This window comes from Nonomuraea sp. NPDC004702, from assembly GCF_053601695.1.
Window position 1 is genome coordinate 1 of the sequence record NZ_JBSGCE010000125.1, and the last position, 14,634, is coordinate 14,634.

17 protein-coding genes are annotated in these 14,634 nt (G+C 69.1%); 6 read left to right on the top strand and 11 right to left on the bottom strand.

The window, feature by feature from the left end:
• The 6 genes from ACWEJ6_RS52225 to ACWEJ6_RS52250 all read right to left on the bottom strand — a co-directional run.
• The coding region (locus ACWEJ6_RS52225; protein WP_452433101.1) for a hypothetical protein at window positions 1-337 on the bottom strand (337 nt) is incomplete at its 3' end.
• Window positions 338-449: 112 nt separating this feature from the next.
• Complete coding sequence (locus ACWEJ6_RS52230) at window positions 450-803, bottom strand: hypothetical protein (RefSeq protein WP_452433102.1); 354 nt, start codon at window positions 801-803, stop codon at window positions 450-452.
• Window positions 800-1,273, bottom strand: a complete 474-nt coding sequence (locus ACWEJ6_RS52235) for a hypothetical protein (RefSeq protein WP_452433103.1) — start codon at window positions 1,271-1,273, stop codon at window positions 800-802. Before ACWEJ6_RS52235 ends, ACWEJ6_RS52230 begins: the two co-directional genes overlap by 4 nt.
• A 357-nt stretch (window positions 1,274-1,630) precedes the next feature.
• The gene (locus ACWEJ6_RS52240; RefSeq protein ID WP_452433105.1) at window positions 1,631-2,353 is read right to left on the bottom strand and encodes a hypothetical protein; all 723 of its coding nucleotides are present in this window, start codon (window positions 2,351-2,353) and stop codon (window positions 1,631-1,633) included.
• A 675-nt stretch (window positions 2,354-3,028) separates the two neighbouring features.
• Entirely contained in the window at window positions 3,029-3,796 is a 768-nt protein-coding gene (locus ACWEJ6_RS52245; protein ID WP_452433106.1) for a hypothetical protein, read from the bottom strand.
• Between the two features lie 562 nt (window positions 3,797-4,358).
• Complete coding sequence (locus ACWEJ6_RS52250; protein WP_452433107.1) at window positions 4,359-6,275, bottom strand: recombinase family protein; 1,917 nt, start codon at window positions 6,273-6,275, stop codon at window positions 4,359-4,361.
• A 257-nt stretch (window positions 6,276-6,532) separates the two neighbouring features.
• On the opposite strand from ACWEJ6_RS52250, the gene ACWEJ6_RS52255 reads away from it, so the two are divergent.
• Window positions 6,533-6,904 (top strand): hypothetical protein, encoded by a 372-nt coding sequence (locus ACWEJ6_RS52255; RefSeq protein ID WP_452433108.1) that lies wholly within the window; start codon window positions 6,533-6,535, stop codon window positions 6,902-6,904.
• Window positions 6,905-7,730: 826 nt separating this feature from the next.
• Entirely contained in the window at window positions 7,731-8,729 is a 999-nt protein-coding gene (locus ACWEJ6_RS52260; protein ID WP_452433109.1) for a hypothetical protein, read from the top strand.
• 829 nt (window positions 8,730-9,558) lie between these two features.
• Here the strand turns inward: ACWEJ6_RS52260 and ACWEJ6_RS52265 are convergent.
• A complete protein-coding gene (locus ACWEJ6_RS52265; RefSeq protein WP_452433110.1) occupies window positions 9,559-9,738 on the bottom strand; it encodes a hypothetical protein in 180 nt (59 codons plus the stop codon).
• Between ACWEJ6_RS52265 and ACWEJ6_RS52270 the strand changes: the two genes are divergently transcribed.
• From ACWEJ6_RS52270 to ACWEJ6_RS52280, 3 genes are all read left to right on the top strand, one after another.
• Window positions 9,730-10,443, top strand: coding sequence for a hypothetical protein (locus ACWEJ6_RS52270; protein ID WP_452433111.1), 714 nt, complete (start codon window positions 9,730-9,732; stop codon window positions 10,441-10,443). The two genes, ACWEJ6_RS52265 and ACWEJ6_RS52270, sit on opposite strands and share 9 nt — an antisense overlap.
• Complete coding sequence (locus ACWEJ6_RS52275; protein WP_452433113.1) at window positions 10,419-10,736, top strand: hypothetical protein; 318 nt, start codon at window positions 10,419-10,421, stop codon at window positions 10,734-10,736. Before ACWEJ6_RS52270 ends, ACWEJ6_RS52275 begins: the two co-directional genes overlap by 25 nt.
• Window positions 10,737-11,162: 426 nt before the next feature.
• The gene (locus ACWEJ6_RS52280; protein ID WP_452433114.1) at window positions 11,163-11,339 is read left to right on the top strand and encodes a hypothetical protein; all 177 of its coding nucleotides are present in this window, start codon (window positions 11,163-11,165) and stop codon (window positions 11,337-11,339) included.
• 203 nt (window positions 11,340-11,542) lie between these two features.
• On the opposite strand, the gene ACWEJ6_RS52285 is transcribed toward ACWEJ6_RS52280, so the two are convergent.
• Together ACWEJ6_RS52285 and ACWEJ6_RS52290 are read right to left on the bottom strand one after the other, a co-directional pair.
• The gene (locus ACWEJ6_RS52285) at window positions 11,543-12,043 is read right to left on the bottom strand and encodes a hypothetical protein (protein WP_452433116.1); all 501 of its coding nucleotides are present in this window, start codon (window positions 12,041-12,043) and stop codon (window positions 11,543-11,545) included.
• A gap of 115 nt (window positions 12,044-12,158) precedes the next feature.
• Window positions 12,159-12,485, bottom strand: a complete 327-nt coding sequence (locus ACWEJ6_RS52290) for a hypothetical protein (RefSeq protein WP_452433118.1) — start codon at window positions 12,483-12,485, stop codon at window positions 12,159-12,161.
• 421 nt (window positions 12,486-12,906) lie between these two features.
• Between ACWEJ6_RS52290 and ACWEJ6_RS52295 the strand changes: the two genes are divergently transcribed.
• A complete protein-coding gene (locus tag ACWEJ6_RS52295) occupies window positions 12,907-13,212 on the top strand; it encodes a hypothetical protein (RefSeq protein WP_452433120.1) in 306 nt (101 codons plus the stop codon).
• On the opposite strand, the gene ACWEJ6_RS52300 is transcribed toward ACWEJ6_RS52295, so the two are convergent.
• Together ACWEJ6_RS52300 and ACWEJ6_RS52305 are read right to left on the bottom strand one after the other, a co-directional pair.
• Window positions 13,213-14,256 (bottom strand): ATP-dependent DNA ligase, encoded by a 1,044-nt coding sequence (locus ACWEJ6_RS52300; protein WP_452433122.1) that lies wholly within the window; start codon window positions 14,254-14,256, stop codon window positions 13,213-13,215. It abuts the gene before it with no gap.
• Between the two features lie 95 nt (window positions 14,257-14,351).
• The coding region (locus ACWEJ6_RS52305; RefSeq protein ID WP_452433123.1) for a hypothetical protein at window positions 14,352-14,634 on the bottom strand (283 nt) is incomplete at its 5' end.

The following is a 14,634-nucleotide window of genomic DNA, read 5'->3' on the forward strand; positions in this document are numbered from 1 at the left end:
CGGTTGTCGCGAGCGGCGGCGCGGTCAGCGTGAGCACGGGCACGCCGGTGGCCAGCAGCGCACGGGCACGGGAGGCGGCGGTGGCGGTGGAGTCGCTGACTTGGCCCAGCCCCTCCATCAGTGCTGCGTGGTCGCCGGACCGGTCGGCAGCGTTGAGCAGGAACGCCAGAGCTTTGGCCAGTTGCCAGGCGATCTCGGCGTACGGGTCGGCCTGGTTCATCGGCTGCGACAGCGTGCCGTACAGCGCTTCGCTCAGGGTACGCAGCTCGGGCAGCGCTGCGCGGAACTCGGTGCCAGGAACAGCGGCTGGGCCGGGCGCGAGGGGCGAGCTGGTCATGACGGCTCCGAGGAGGCGGTGGGGGTGCTGGTGACCGTGCGGGACAGTTGGCCGGCCGTGTAGGGGTACTTCTTACGCAACGCCCCAAACCGGGCCTTGACCTGGGCCGCGGTTACGGCGGCGGGACGGGCAGGCTGTGGCTCAGCAACTCGGCGATCTGTTCCCAGGTGCGGCCGCGAGCGCGGGCGGCGTGCAACACGATCAGTTCACGCTGCTCGGCGGCGGCGCGGGCGTCGACGACCGCCATGAGGGCCGCGTCCACGTCCGCGTCACTGATCGAGTCGTAGCCGAGCAGGCGGCGGCCGAAGTCCGCTTCCTCCTCCAAGGCCAGGGCCACCAGGGACACCGCGCGCTGGGGGTTCACCCAGTAGTGCGACTGCGTGCGGGCGGCCTGCTCGCGCTCGGCGTCACCCCCCTGGCGTTGGACGAGCCTGCGCAGCGCCTCACGGCGCTCGCCGAGGTTCATGGGACGGCCGGAGCGTCAGTCGTGGCGTCGAGAGGAGCGGCGCTGGCGCGCAGGATGATGTCGGTGGGGTGCCGCTTCTCCAGCTCCGCGTACCGGCGCCGCGCCTGGTCGGGTGTGATGCCCCCGACGGCCGTGCCGGAGGACAGCAGGGCGGCGATCTGCTCCCAAGAGCGACCGTGGACCCGGGCCGTGTGCAGCAGGCACAGTTCGTCGAGCTCGGCAGCGACGCGGGCGTCGACGGCCGCGGTCAGGGCGGCCTCGACGTCCTCGATGGTGACCGGTTCGCCGCCGTCCTGGGCTTCCTTGTACGGGGCCAGGGCCACCGAGGACACCACGCGCTGGGGGTCGATCCAGACGTGCGTGCTCGTACGAGCGGCCTCTTGCTCGTACGGATCGCCGTAGCGCAGGACGAGATCGAGTTGCGCCCTGCGGCGTTCCACGGCGGTCAGGCGTTGTGGCTCTTCTGTCACGTTTGCTCCTGGGGTGGTTACGTGAGGGGGGCGGGGGCCTCGTCACGTTCGGGCGGCCCGTTCGTCGCCTCCGGTGGGGTGGTCACGATGCTGATCCTCCCGGACGGAGGGAATGACGCGCCGACGTTCCCCATCAAGCGCAAACCCACGAGTCCTCGCTCAACCGTCGACCGGGAACGGATGCGCGGGCGCGCCATTGAGCACGTCGGCGGACAGGTGCGGCAGCCCAGCAGGTCGCAGCAGATCGCCGGTTGCCGCTAGTTCTTGCAGCCGCGGCTCGTCCCAGTCGTCGTGATCGTGGCTGGGCGGCTGGAGGGCAGGCAGCGGGTCGGTGCCGGCGGCGACCGCGAAGGCCGCCTAGCTGCTCAGATTGGCGGCCCGCTCGGCGCGGGGCTCTCTGCCTTCGTGTACTGGCCGTTCAGGGTCGTGGGACAGTAGCGTCCAGGATCTACCGCCCAACAACCGACGCTGTATAACGGCTGACATCGCATCTGTGCGGCCGCGTAGACGCTTCCCCCAGGTTGGAGCAGGTGTAATCGCAGCCTGAACGGCACTGCGCAGGTCATTTAGCGGGGCATCCAACCGGTCCAGATTGTGAAACGACGAGGCCACGACCAGCAAGCGCCCGACGGCCGCACTGATTTCGGGACTTGAGTGGCGAAGAAACGGTCCAGCTGCGCGGACAACTCGGTCTAGCGACTCATTCTGCTCTCTCGCGGCAGTCCTTGCGCCGCGCATCTCACTCCAGACGACATGGACGAACGTCCCGCCAGCCACGGCTTCGCACTGCCTCTTGGAACCGCCGACAATCTGTGCACCAGCATACCCAGCACCAGCGATGAAGCAGGCGTGCACTATCCCGAACGTCAACTCGATCAGGTGCCCCCACAGGTAGTGCTTGGCCACCATCCCGGCTCTAAGCTTCGTCACAGCGTTATAAAGCTCGTCGAACTGTGTGTCGAGAGCGACACGTTCGGCCCTAGCCTCCGAGCGCGCATGAGACTTGTCTGCCAACCACCAACCGACTGGAACCGCCACGAGTGTAGAGACGCTTCCCAGAAGCGCATCGAACTCGATCACGACCACAGAATGACTCATGCGTAGGGCGGCAACCAGGCCACCACGCGGCACATGACCGTGATCTACCACAGCGCTGCTTGGCAGTTGGGGAAGCGTTTGGTTGCGAGAAGGTCACCGGGTGGCCTGTGCAGCCCGGATTCAGCCACGGTGGCGCCTTGCTTGTACGCCGCCGAGCCGATCGACGTCGTCGCGCGGAGCGGTGACCCAGCCCGGTCCTGGCGACGGGCGCTGGCACTCTAGCCGGTGATCACCCTCTTGCAGGGCCTCCCCGAGCAGGATCGACGCGCCACTGCCCACGCGGCTCTGACCGAGGTCCTCACCGGTGTCGGGTACGAGGTGACGGCCGACTCTGGGCATAAGGCCGGTGTCTTCGCGCGCCTTGCCGGTGGCTCGTGACAGACCGTGGGGTGTTGAGGATCGATCGATTTCGCACAAGATCAAGTCGCGTCAGGGGAGGCCCACGGGTTGGCGACCCCTCGTTTGGGGCTCATGGCGCGTTTCTTGCCCTTGAAGCATGATTTCCTGGGGCGGCGTACCGCGCAGATCAGCTCCGGACCGGTTTCGCCTCCAGATCGCGAGCTGCTGATGTTCCTCAGTGCGTGGCCAAGGGGGCTGCTACCTCCCGATGGTGGAAACTGTGCGCCGGCTGACGGCTGCGCGCGGGATGGTCGCCTGTCAGCGTGCGGGGTGCAGGCGACGGTGTAGGACGCCGTCCTGGATGTGCTGGAACAGGAACCGGGCGAGGGCGGCCAGCTCATGACCGGGGTCTTGGACGGGTGGTGCGGCGGGGGGCAGGCGGCTGGTGCGGCGACGGGTGGGGGCCGGGCCGCGGCGTTTGAGCGGGATGCCGACGGCGGTGGCGTAGAGCTTGGCGGCTCTGGCGTCGATGACGTGGATCCCGGTCTTGGCGGGCGGGGCCAGCCGCGGCTCGTCCCAGTCGTCATGATCGTGGCTGGGCGGCTGGAGGGCAGGCAGCGGGTCGGTGCCGGCGGCGGCCGCGGCGAAGGCGGCCAGGGCGGCGGCGGTAAAGTCGCGGGCGGCACGGGTGGCGCGCTGGTGAAGGTCGCGGGTGTGATCGGCGGCCAGAGCGGCGCGCTGGCGGGCGGTCTCGACCCATAGGTCGTGCCGGGCGGTGATCTGGTCGGCGACCGGTCCGGGCAGGACATCGTCGATGGCCGGGGGCGGGGCGGCGGCTTCGGTGTCGGCTTGTTGCTGGGCGGTATGAGCGGCCCGCCATGCCCGGCACAGCGCCCGGTAGAGGGTGTCGTGCTCGGCGAGGATGTCGTCGGCCCGCTGGGGCCAGGGTTCGGCGTCGGCGTCATCAGGATGCAGAGCATCGACGTCGGGGTGGGCCGCGGCGTGTGCTGCGTAGTGCTCGCGGTAGAAGTCTCTGCCCCGCTCGGTGATCTCGTATCCGTACCCGGCGCTGGCGTGTTCGGCCAACGGCGGGACGTGCTTATGAGGACCCGCTCGATGGTGGGCGAGTGCCGCCACTCCAGGTGCTCACCGTCCTGGTCGGCGCTCCACAGCAGTGCCAGGACCTCCCAGGCCCGGCGTGACAGCGCGGCCTTGCGGGGCGGTCCCTGCTGCAGGGACAGGCCCGCGCGCGCAGCAGCGCGGCCAGCGCGGGTGAGCGTGACCGTCAGCATCTGGCCGAAGACGGTGGGCCTGGCGCCCTGGGTGATCAGGCCCCGCTCAGCCAGCGCGGCCATCGTGGACCCGTTGCCCTGGTTGTCCCAGCCGGCGACGGCCAGGCGCACCTGCATCGCGGTCCGCCCGAACAGGCGGCGGTCGGCCGGGTCGTGCGCGAACTCCAGCGCCCGCCACTGCGAGGCCGGGCGCGGATCGAAGTCACCGCGCGCTCCACGCTGCTGGTGCTCGTGCTCGGCTGCCTGGTCCAAGCTGTAGATCACGGCCAGGGTGCCTTGTTGCCGGTCGTTGAGCTCGGTCCAGGCGGCCAGGGCTTTGGTCGCGGCCGTGGGCCGGGATGAGGGGTTCGTGCTGGTCATCGCGTGCCTCCGATGACGCCTGCGGTGAGCGCGGTGAGGTGGGTGAGGTCGTGCAGGACGGTGCTGGCGGGGTCGCCGAACAGGGGGCCGGGGATGGCCAGCATGGCGTCGATGGCGGCGGTGCGGGTCTGGGCGCGGGCCACGGTCCGGCCGTCGGGGGTGAATGCCTGCCAGCGCGTGCCGGCGCGGCCGATGGTGGTCCGGCGGACGGTGCCCAGGACGACCTGGTCGCCGTAGTCGTCGACCACGATCAGGTAGCCGCCGTCCTGGCGAGGCGGGTTGAGTGCGGCAGCGGCCAGCTGGGCCTGGGTGTAGGGGCAGATCGGCCGCTCGTTTTTGGAGCGCGCCTTGGCGCGGCGGGCAGTGTGGGCGGCCGCGGGCAGATCGGGCAGCGGTGCCGGCGCGTACAGCGCCGCGAACAGCGCCATGACGGTCTGCACCTTGCTGGTGCTGGCCGACTCCTGGACCGGGCCCTGATGGGTGCAGGCGACATGGCGGCCGACATGGTCCTTTTGCAGCCAGCCGACGCAGCGGCCGCGCACGATGACGTCCTCCCGTCCGCTGACGCGGCCGCGCAGCAGCGACCAGGACGCCAGCGAGGCCGGATCCAGCTCCAGCAGCTGGCCCAGGTGGTCGCGCACGCCCTCGGTGTTCACCGTTGTGCGCAGCGCGTCGGCGAGGGCCTGCGCCAGGTCGCCATCAACTAGCTGGGTAGCCCCCGCGCCGCCGTGGACGCGCCAGGTCGCGCCGTCGTGGTCGGCCCACCCGGCCCGCTGCCCGTCCACGATGATCAGATGCGTGTCACGGTGCAGCCGCTCCAACGTCACTGCCGCGCCGGGCCGTTCACCTGCCAGCAGGGCACGCAACAGCTCGCCGGGCCCGCCGCGATCTGCCGACTGGCCGGTGCCTGCGGTGGCGGCGGGGGACTGGCCTTCGCGTTCAGGCATGCGGGGGAGACGATCGACCAAGCGGTCGGCCACAGCGGTGAGGGCCGGCGCCCTGGTGGGTGCATGCCCGTCGTCGGCCAGCGCCTCCAGCACCGGCCAGGCCGCCCGAGACACCTCGCTCAGATCAACGTCGCTCAGGTCACCGTCGCCGCGCTGCCGCTCCCACACGGTCAGGAACTCCGCGGCCGGTACGGCCAGCGCCGCACCAGGGTTGCCCTGCAGTTCGCTGTCGAGCTCGTCCGCCAGATCGGCCAGGAGGCCGGACAGCGTCTTCCCGCCGCCCTCTTCCTCGTCTGGCTCGGCAGGGTCGGCGGGGTCGACGGGGGTAGCCATAACCCGGGTTGCTCCGGCGGCCCCCGGAGCGGCGCCCGGGGCGGCATCTGCGTTCGGTGTCTCGCGTGCGGCTGCCTGCTTGGCTTCGGTCAGGGTCTTGTGGACCACGCCGACGGAGACGGTGACCGCGGCGGCGATGGCGCGGATGGATTCACCGCGTTCGCGCCGGGCCAAGATGGCGGCGCGCTTGTCGGCGTCGACCACGGGCCGGCGGCCACCGACCCGGCCGCGGCGGCGCGCCGCCTGCAGGCCGTCCTTGGTGTTGCGGGCATGGTTGCGCCGTCGATCCTGTGCCAGGGCCAGAGCCAGATCCAGGAGCAGGGAGCGCTCGGTGTGCTCGCCGGCGGCGACGCCCTCCACCACCTTGACGCCGACGCCGCGCTGGAACAACTCGCCGAGGACGATCAGCCCCTCCAGCAGGTTACGGCCGAGCCGGTCGACCTCCTGGACGGCCAGCAGGTCGCCGTCACGCAGGTGCGACAGCGCAGCGAGCAGCTGCGGCCGGTCGTCGACGGCGAGCTTGCCGCTGGTCGGCTCCTCGACAACTCTCCAGCACACCGGGTCGAGGGCCTCGTGCTGCCGGATGGTGTTCTGACGGTCGGTGCTGACCCGGACCAGGCCGATGAACGCCACGTCGTCCGCCTCATGTTCATCAAAGGAACCTTGTGATGTAGATGAACACTATCGGATGCGCTCGGAGATGAACCTCATCATGACCATCTGAGCCTGACGCGATCGAGTGGCCCACGCACCCCTGTCGCCCTCCCTGGCCCCCGCCCGTTCGTTCATCAAACGGTTGTCGTTGACATCCGAACGCAGGCCGTCGGCGCGGCATCCCGATCGCCGGTCCCTTACTCCCACGGATGCCGGACCGACCAACAACGTCCCCCATGAAATTGTCCGAACCGGCCGCTACGGTGGTCACCGGAGTCAGGACGCGCACGCTCCTCGTCGCTGCCACCGCCCACGCCGGCACCGTGGCGGGTTGGCCCTGGACGCCCGATCTGCCCAGAACGGGCCTGCCCGAGGTCGACGCGAGCCTGGAACGCGCGCACCAGGTGGCGACCATGTCGGCGGCACCATCCAAGAGAGCGATGTCGCGGGCCTCCGCGCGCCGCCCCAGGCTGGGAATGCCTGAACCCGAGCCTGCGGTGGAGCCGGAGGCATCCCGTCTGTCTACCTTCGCGTGGAAGCTGGAGAACCTGGTCGCTGACGGCAAGCTGACGCGGCTGCTGATGCGCAGCACTCGCAAGGAGAGCTAGCTGTCACCTGGTCAACTCGCCCAGCAGCTCCTGGCCAACGAGAAGCGGTGCGAAGGTCACGGACATAGGCATTCAGCTCGGCGGGATGCGTTCGCTCACCAATCGCCCAGCCGGACCAGATGCCGCCGCACCCTTCCACCTTCTCTGGATGCCCGGCCGCACGCCATTCCTCCCGGTCCCTGGCATGGGCCGGTTCCGTGGAACCAGAGCTGGGCTGGCGAAGGGCCAGTCCGACCGCTCGTGGTTGTCCATGAGAGCAAAGCCTTGGTCCCGAGTGCGTCGGGCCCGCCGCCCCCTGACCGGAAGGCGCCGCCACCGACGCACTCCGCTGAAACGCTGAGCGAGCTCTGCGCCTGTTGCCGGTGGCACCGCCCCCCGTTCGGCTAACCGTGTGTCCTGTCCACTAACTGGTGCAACATGACGGCGGTCGTTAGTCCTGCGAGGATTCCGGCAGCGGGCCCGGCACCTAGTCCCATGATCAATCCCGTTCCTGCCGACAGCGCGAGGATCACTAGAGCCCGTGTCGAGAGAAGCTCGGGCTTCGCCTCCGCAGGCTTGTCGGGCGGTCCTGCGGGTGGTCGTTTCTTGAACATTTGATCTGCCCTACTCGATCGTGTGATGAGGCACCACACGGAGCGGGTCGCCGTCTGCAGCCGGGCCGCCCTCCCGCCGGACATGTCTGGCGGGGCCTCACTCTCTATGGTTCGGGCGGAACGCCACGATGGCGAGTAGGCTGGGAGCACGTCCCGACCCGACAGGTCGATAGCTAATTTTCGAGTTGCGAAAGCTGGTCTTAGACGGGTTGAGACGTTCAGTTTGAGAGGTCATGATCGTGCTCAAACTCAACCTGTTCCTTCTCTCCCTCTCTGCGAAGGAGTTGGCAAAGGTTGTCGGCCGTTGCGATCGGCTGCTGGTGACCGAGCCGGCCATCGGGGGCGCAGCGACCGCGCTGATAAGGCTGGGGCGGCCCAGGCCGGTGCGCGTGCGCTCCCGCTTCGTCTACCGGTCTCAGCCCGCTGCAGGGGACCTGTCGGACCGCAGACTGCCGCCACGGCAGGATCGTCCACCGGCGACTCGCGTGCTCAGCGCGAGAGGCATCGCTCTTCGCTTCTACCTGATCGCACTAGTGGCTGCCCAGATGCGGACGGCCAGGGCCGGTGGGCGCCCCGGCAACGATCTGTCCCTGATCGCCGGAGGCGACGACACAGGGTGGATCGACCTGATCGCCGTGCCAGTCGAAGATCAGCGGTCCGGCATGTACAGCGCCAGCCGGTCCAGCAAGAAGCAACGTCAGGTGGTCTCGGCTCTCCGCAGCCTTAGCGAGGCCGACGTTCAGCTGGTCCGTCTCCCCGAGGCTGCGAAGAAGTCGGGCAAGTACCAGAACTTCCAGCTCTGCGACGAGGGAGGAGCCCGCAGCAACGGCGAGGTCCCCGACTACGTCGTGCCCAGGGCGAACGAGGACACCTTCGACCTGCCCGCCGGGCTGTTCACGAACGGCTGGATTCACCTGCTGGAGGACACCGAACTAGCGTTCCTAATGATGATGGCCCACGCATCGCGGCACGCTCCAGGAGGGTGGATCAGAATCCCAGGTGGGAGCCGGCTTCTTCACTACGGCATCGGATGGGACGCCTACGAAGCACACAAGACGCTCCAAGCCTTCGGCCTGCTGAACGTCCACGTCGACGAGAACCGCTTCGAGGACGGCAAGGTGAAGAACTACGGCAAGGGCGGCCAAACCCGGATGCACAAGCTCCGCCTCTGTCACGACGGGTTCGACGAACCAGCGGCAGCGACGATCAAGAAGGCGTTCGGGGTCTCCTGAGACACGACGTCACGCACACTTCAGGCGAGCATGGCTTCGGCTGAGACGGCCAGGTTGACTGCAGCGATGCTCTTGTCCTCGGCCCCCGCGCTGGAGACCGATGGTGATCCGGCTCCGCCGCTCTTGGCTGTCCATACGGGAAGCGTCCGCCCCGAAAATTCGGGCTGCCCAGGCAATCGTGAACCGCGGCGCTCGACGGCATCGGGCCTGAAAGGCGTGCGGCGCTGCGCAGCGCCAGGCACTGGACGCCGCAGCCGAACATCCGGCCCGGCTTGGTCGTCGCCCCGCCTCCGACCCGTGCTGTGTCCGTTGTCCCGGCTCCTGGCCGCCGGCCAAGGCAGGCGGGCCCGCACATCAGGCAGCAGAGCAGCATGGTCTTCCGCGCAGCCACCGTGATGACTAGAGTGCCAGTCGGGCCGGAGTCGCTCGGCCCAAGCCCCCTGCGCGGCCCATGACCGCCAGGGACATGGCAGAGGTGACCGCACCCCGCTGGCCGGGGTGGACCGTGATCATCAACGCGACGCCCAGGAGGCATCCCGGGGAATGTGTGGTTGCGTTGTCAGGCTCTGGATCCTGCGCGCGAGTCATGGGGTCGTAGCGCACCGAAAGGCAGAGCGATGACCAAGAATCACGGCCGCAAACAGCGCGCCCGCAACGCTCAGAAACGCACCGGGGGCGGGCACGCCAGCGCCGCCGCCGGGACCCTGCACCGCCATCACGGCCCTGCCCTGGCGCCGGTCGACGGCGCCCTGTTGGGACGGCCGGGCCCGGTTTCCCTTGACGCCGTCGAGCAGCTGATCGGCGCGGTCTTGCAGGCGTGCCGGCCGTGTCAGGCGGCCCAGGCCGACCGGGTGCTGGACGGCGACCGGGTGGCGGCCGCGACCCTCATCGGGGCGGTGTTGTCGCTGCTGCCCGCTCCTCCCGGCCAGATCTCCAGCCCGGCGACCAGGACCGTGTACGGGCTGGCCGTCGATCTCAGCGATGACGGGTGCGGGCGCTGGTGGCTCACCTGGAGGGCCTGGAGCGCGCGGTGCTGGCCGACGTGCTGGAGGATGTGCTCGACTTCGTGCCGATCCTGTTCGACCGGCCCTCGGTCGCGGCCTCGCAAGAGCAGGCCGCCTCCGGTGCCACGCCGGCGGCCGACCTCGGCGGCGCGGCGCAGCAAGAGCCGGGACCGCCGCAGGACCCGGACACCGCCTCGAGCGTGACCATGGCGCTGGCCGTCTACCACGTTGCAGCCGGCGCGGACGTGCTGATCGGCCAGGAAGGCATCGGCGAGCTGCTGGCGCTGGCCGAAAACAGCCCGGGCGGCGCGCACGCGCTGGAGTGCGTGCTGTGCGACCAGCCGATCGACCTCACCCCCGGGGCCGAGGTCAACCTCGGGCTGGCGATCTCCCAGACCGGTGGCGGGCCAGACCATCCTGGGCTGCTCCTGCCGGCATGGACCCATCCGGATTGCGGGCGTGCACGGGTGTGGGCGCAGGCCCAGCTGAACGCGGCCCGCCTCCAGGCGGGCCTGCCCGTCTGGGGCGACGATCCGGTGCCCCAGAGCACCGATCCCGGGAGGGAGTCTGACTGGTTCACCTCCAGCCGTGTCCGCCACCGCAATACGGTCTTCCCGCTGCTGGTCATCCAGCCAGGCGCGATCCACCCCTACGGCACGCCTGGACATGTGGCCGACATGCTGCGATGGGCCTACGGCCGGTCGACCTGACGCGCGGCGGGATCGATGAGATCACGGGCTGGCAGGTGCGGATGGAACGTGGCCGCGTCACCGAGCTCACCCGCCGTGGTGCGGCAGCGTGGTGGCGTGCCGACACCACTACCGGCGGTGTCGACGTCGAGTGGCGGAAGGCGGCCAAGGCTCGTCGTCAGACGGTCTTGCTGGTGCTCCCGCCAGGCTGGTTCGCCGGCGATCAGGACGACATCACTGGGCAGATGCTGCGCGCCTGCTCCGAGGGTGTGGCGTTCGGCGGGTTGATTCCCGTGCGGGGCACGATCTTCTGACGGAGAGCAGCCGCCCTTTCGGTCGTTGGTGACAGGGGGCGTGCCGCCTGGCTGGGGCCTGGGCGGTGGGGGAGCATGTCGGCGTTACGTAGTCCGCCGATCTCTGCGCGGCGGAAGTCGTGCATGATCGGCGGGGTTGTCTTCGCTTGCACGGCCGGGCGCTCAGGCACGGCACTCGTGACGCTGATCCCTCGAAGCCATGGCGCAGCCGCGAACGATGGGAAACTGAACCTGCGCAAGGTCAGCCGGGTCTTGCTCGACGAGTCGGCGCTCATGCGCCCGCACGCCTTCTGCCCCCTTGTGACGTGTTAGATACGCCCGGGTGTGAAGGCTTGGGTGATGCGCGCACGCCAGTCCCGGCTTCTTCCATTCGGATTCGCCGCCACGGCCATACGTGTCGTGCGCCTTCGACTGAATGGAGATCTCATGTCCCCGGAACGTGTCATCCTTACCGGCCTCGCCGTCATCATGACCGTCAGCATCGCGACCGCTCTCATGCTGGCGGACCGGGCAACCTGGCCCGCTGCTCTCCTCGCCGGACTGGCCGCCGGCGGAGCCACGCTGTGGGGGCTGCTCGGCTGGTTCGGCCGCGCACGTCCCTGATCACGGCGAAGGGCCCAACCCCCCTTCTGCCGGGGTTCGGGCCCTTCCACATGCCGTACAGGGCTACCAGCCGCCCATGTGCCGCATGCCGCCCGTGGAGCGGACGCCGCCGCCCACGCTCGCCGCCCAACCACCCGTGTCGCTGTGTCTCATCATCCGGGCAGCCTGCCAGCACCTTCTGGCCGACCACAAGCCTCGCAGCCTCAGAGCTCATTCTGCATCCAGTACTCCATGGTGTGCTTGCGTCCCTTGAGGTCGAAGATGACCGTGTAGGTCGCGCCCTTCTTGGCTTTGATCTTCAGGTAGTGCTTCCGGCCGTTGCCGCAGGGGTAGGGGCCCGCGCCCTTCACTCGCCAGCCCACGTACGAGTTGATGATCCGGTCCAACCCGACCGAAATCTTGCTTCTGTCGCCGCCGTCCCAGCACCGGAAGACAACCTGCAGTGTCTTGGACCGGGATTTGAACTTCCGCTTGACCGACCAGAACTTGGTAGGGGTATGAGAGTCGTGGCCGATGGTGATCCAGCGCCCCAGGGCCTGGGCCGGCGCAAGCCGACCGGCCGCGGCCGCCGCGTCCACCGAATGGGCGCCCACTGTTGCTTGGGCCGCGCTGGCGGGCGTCGGGAAGGATACGAGACCCGGCGTGAGTGCTGCCGCACAGGCCAGGCCGGTTAACGGGACCTTGATCGCGCGGGTCATGCGCATAGCCGCTCTCCTCAGTGGATCGAAGGTGTAACGCGTCGAACGTCGCACCGAGTCTGAGACCCACCATGTTGAGGATTCGTTGAGGGCTCGTTGATCGGGCAGACGTGCGCCGCGTTCACAGCGGCACCACACGCGGAGCCTCCTCTGCGAGCGTGGGCACCTCGAGCGTGTCGCCGCCCTCCAGCCTGGCGAGACGCGTCTCCAACTCGGCCACCCGCCTCTCCAGCGGCTCGACCCAACCGAACGGGCAGGCGGGACGACGCCTGATCCCCTCGTCGCGTTCGATCAGGTTGACCGGCTCGACGGAGGCAGGCCAGGGGTGCGTCTGCGTGAACAGGCCCGTCAACGAGCGCCCGGCCGGATGCCGCCGCATCGACGCCTCACGATGATCTTCGGTCAGCGGCCGCTCCTTTCGCCCGGCGAACAGCGGCCGACGCGCCACCGCCCCGCGCGCGGCAGATCTGGCACCTGGCCGGCCGGGACCGACACCACTGTCTCGCGCTCGGCCGGCTCGCACTCCTCCCGCCGGTGGGTGGCCATCGAGCGCGCCACCCCGCTCGCCGCTGTGATCCGTCGTCCGCGCCAGATCTCGACGGCCTCGTCGACGCGAGGCCAGGAGCTACCCGCCGGACGGCATGTACTTGCAGCTGCCGTCATGTTCCTCAGGGCGCAATGGCCTTAGGTTTCCGGCAACAGGTGATCAAGCAGTGGACTCATCGAGAGGCTCTCCTCCTACGATCAGTCGCACCGACCTGGGGGGATGCGTGCGGCAAGTGAAGTCCGAAGACCTGGTGAGGGCAGCGCGAGCGGCTGGAGCCGCGGACGCCGCGGGTCTGTGTCACATGCCCAGTGACATGGGATCGGTGGCGGTGAAGCTCGGCATCATCGACTACGAGACCTATTCGATCATGGACGCCTGTCACAGAGCTTACGAGCGGGCCCGGACCGACGCGGACAGATGGCACGCCGGGAAACTGAATCGGTCCGTACTCAAGCGGAAAATGGCCGCTCTAGGTCATCAGGACTTCCTCGACGGCCGGCCGGTCCGGCAGGAACGGGAGTTGGCCGAACACTTCGACCTGATGGATCGTTGCACGCTCAGCGAAATGACGGACTACCACGGCGCCTACCTGACGGGCTTCAACGACGCACTTCAACGAGCTGGCTGATCACGTCACGACGTCGTGCTCTTCCACCACAGCTGCTGGGTCAAGATCAGTGCGAGGCCGCTGGTACCGGACGGCGTGCCGGTGTCGGTGACAGTCCTGAGCCGTGTCCACCAGGACCTCCACCACCAACGTCGGCTGGACCTGGGTATAGGCGATGGGGTCACGCTGGCCGTACGGGCTGGACACCCAGCCGGGCGGCAGTGTCCGAGGCCACGGGTGGCCAGCCGCGGCCGGTGTGAGCAGCGGCGCGACCTCGGCCGCGGCTTGCTTGGACAGCTGGGTGGTGCGGCCGACGACGCGGAGCCGTCCGCCGGCGTCGTACCGGCCCAGCAGCAACCGGCTTGGCCGCCGCGGTGAGCCGACGTAGCCGCCCACGACGGCGTCCGCGCTTGTCCTGCGTTTGACCTTCCCCCACCCTCGGACGCCGCCGTCGTAGGTGGAACGGGAGGGCTTGCAGACCAGCCCCTCCACTCCAGCCACGTGCAAGGTCTCGTACCAGGTCCGCGCCTCGGCCTCGTCGGTGGTGTGCATGCCGAGGGCGAGCACGCCGGCGGCCGGGATGGGCGCGAACAGCTCCTCCAGCAGAGCTCGACGCTCGCGCAGCGGCAGTCCCGTCACGTCCCGGCCACGCATGCAAAGTATGTCGAAGGCGGCGAAGTGACAGGGTTCGGTGATGGCCAGGGAGGCTGCGCGGCGGCGCCCGGCGATGTTCCTGCGGTGCAGCGCCGTGAAGTCGAGCCGACCGGACGTCGCCCATCGGACGATCTCACCATCCAGCACCGTACCGGCGGGGAGGTGATCGAATGCCGACCAGACGATTTCGGGGAACGTCTCGTTGAGACGGGCGCCGCGCCGGGAGTGCAGCTGCACGCCACGGTCGCCGTCGACCAGGACAAGGCCGCGAAAACCATCCAGCTTGGGCTCATACGTCCAGGTGCCGGCGGGCCCTGAGGGGATGTGGTCCATGGCCTTGGCCAGCATCGGCTGGATCGGGGCCCGCACCGGCGAGTGGGCGCGTTCGTGCTGGTCGGGGAGGGTGGCCACGTCCGGTTTCTATCGGCCCCTTAAGCCGGACAAAACCCCTATTCGGTAGAAAATGAGTCAAAAGTGCTTATGGTGGTTTCCGTCCGGCAATGGTGTCACCGGATAGCGAACGAGCTGGCGTCGAGCCGGTTCAGGTCCTCCATGGCACGCCGGATCGTCGCCGGACGCTCCTTCGCGGTGGCCACCGGCACGCCGAGCAGCGTCCCGATCTCATCCCATGACCGCCCATTCCCGCGCGCAGCCTCGATCAGCGCCAGCTCGTCCCGCAGCAGTTGCGCCCGCGCGCCGGGGCCGACGTACTTGGCGGGCACGATGAAGATCGGCAGCAGCACCAGCGCGACCAGCGTGACCTGCCACGACAGCGCCAGCATCGCGCCC

Excerpts from the sequence above, each read along its gene's own strand:
- ACWEJ6_RS52230 (WP_452433102.1), bottom strand. The coding sequence starts at position 803 with ATGAACCTCGGCGAGCGCCGTGAGGCGCTGCGCAGGCTCGTCCAACGC.
- ACWEJ6_RS52255 (WP_452433108.1), top strand. The coding sequence starts at position 6,533 with ATGAAATTGTCCGAACCGGCCGCTACGGTGGTCACCGGAGTCAGGACG.
- ACWEJ6_RS52260 (WP_452433109.1), top strand. The coding sequence starts at position 7,731 with ATGATCGTGCTCAAACTCAACCTGTTCCTTCTCTCCCTCTCTGCGAAG.
- ACWEJ6_RS52275 (WP_452433113.1), top strand. The coding sequence starts at position 10,419 with ATGGGCCTACGGCCGGTCGACCTGACGCGCGGCGGGATCGATGAGATC.
- ACWEJ6_RS52280 (WP_452433114.1), top strand. The coding sequence starts at position 11,163 with ATGTCCCCGGAACGTGTCATCCTTACCGGCCTCGCCGTCATCATGACC.
- ACWEJ6_RS52285 (WP_452433116.1), bottom strand. The coding sequence starts at position 12,043 with ATGCGCATGACCCGCGCGATCAAGGTCCCGTTAACCGGCCTGGCCTGT.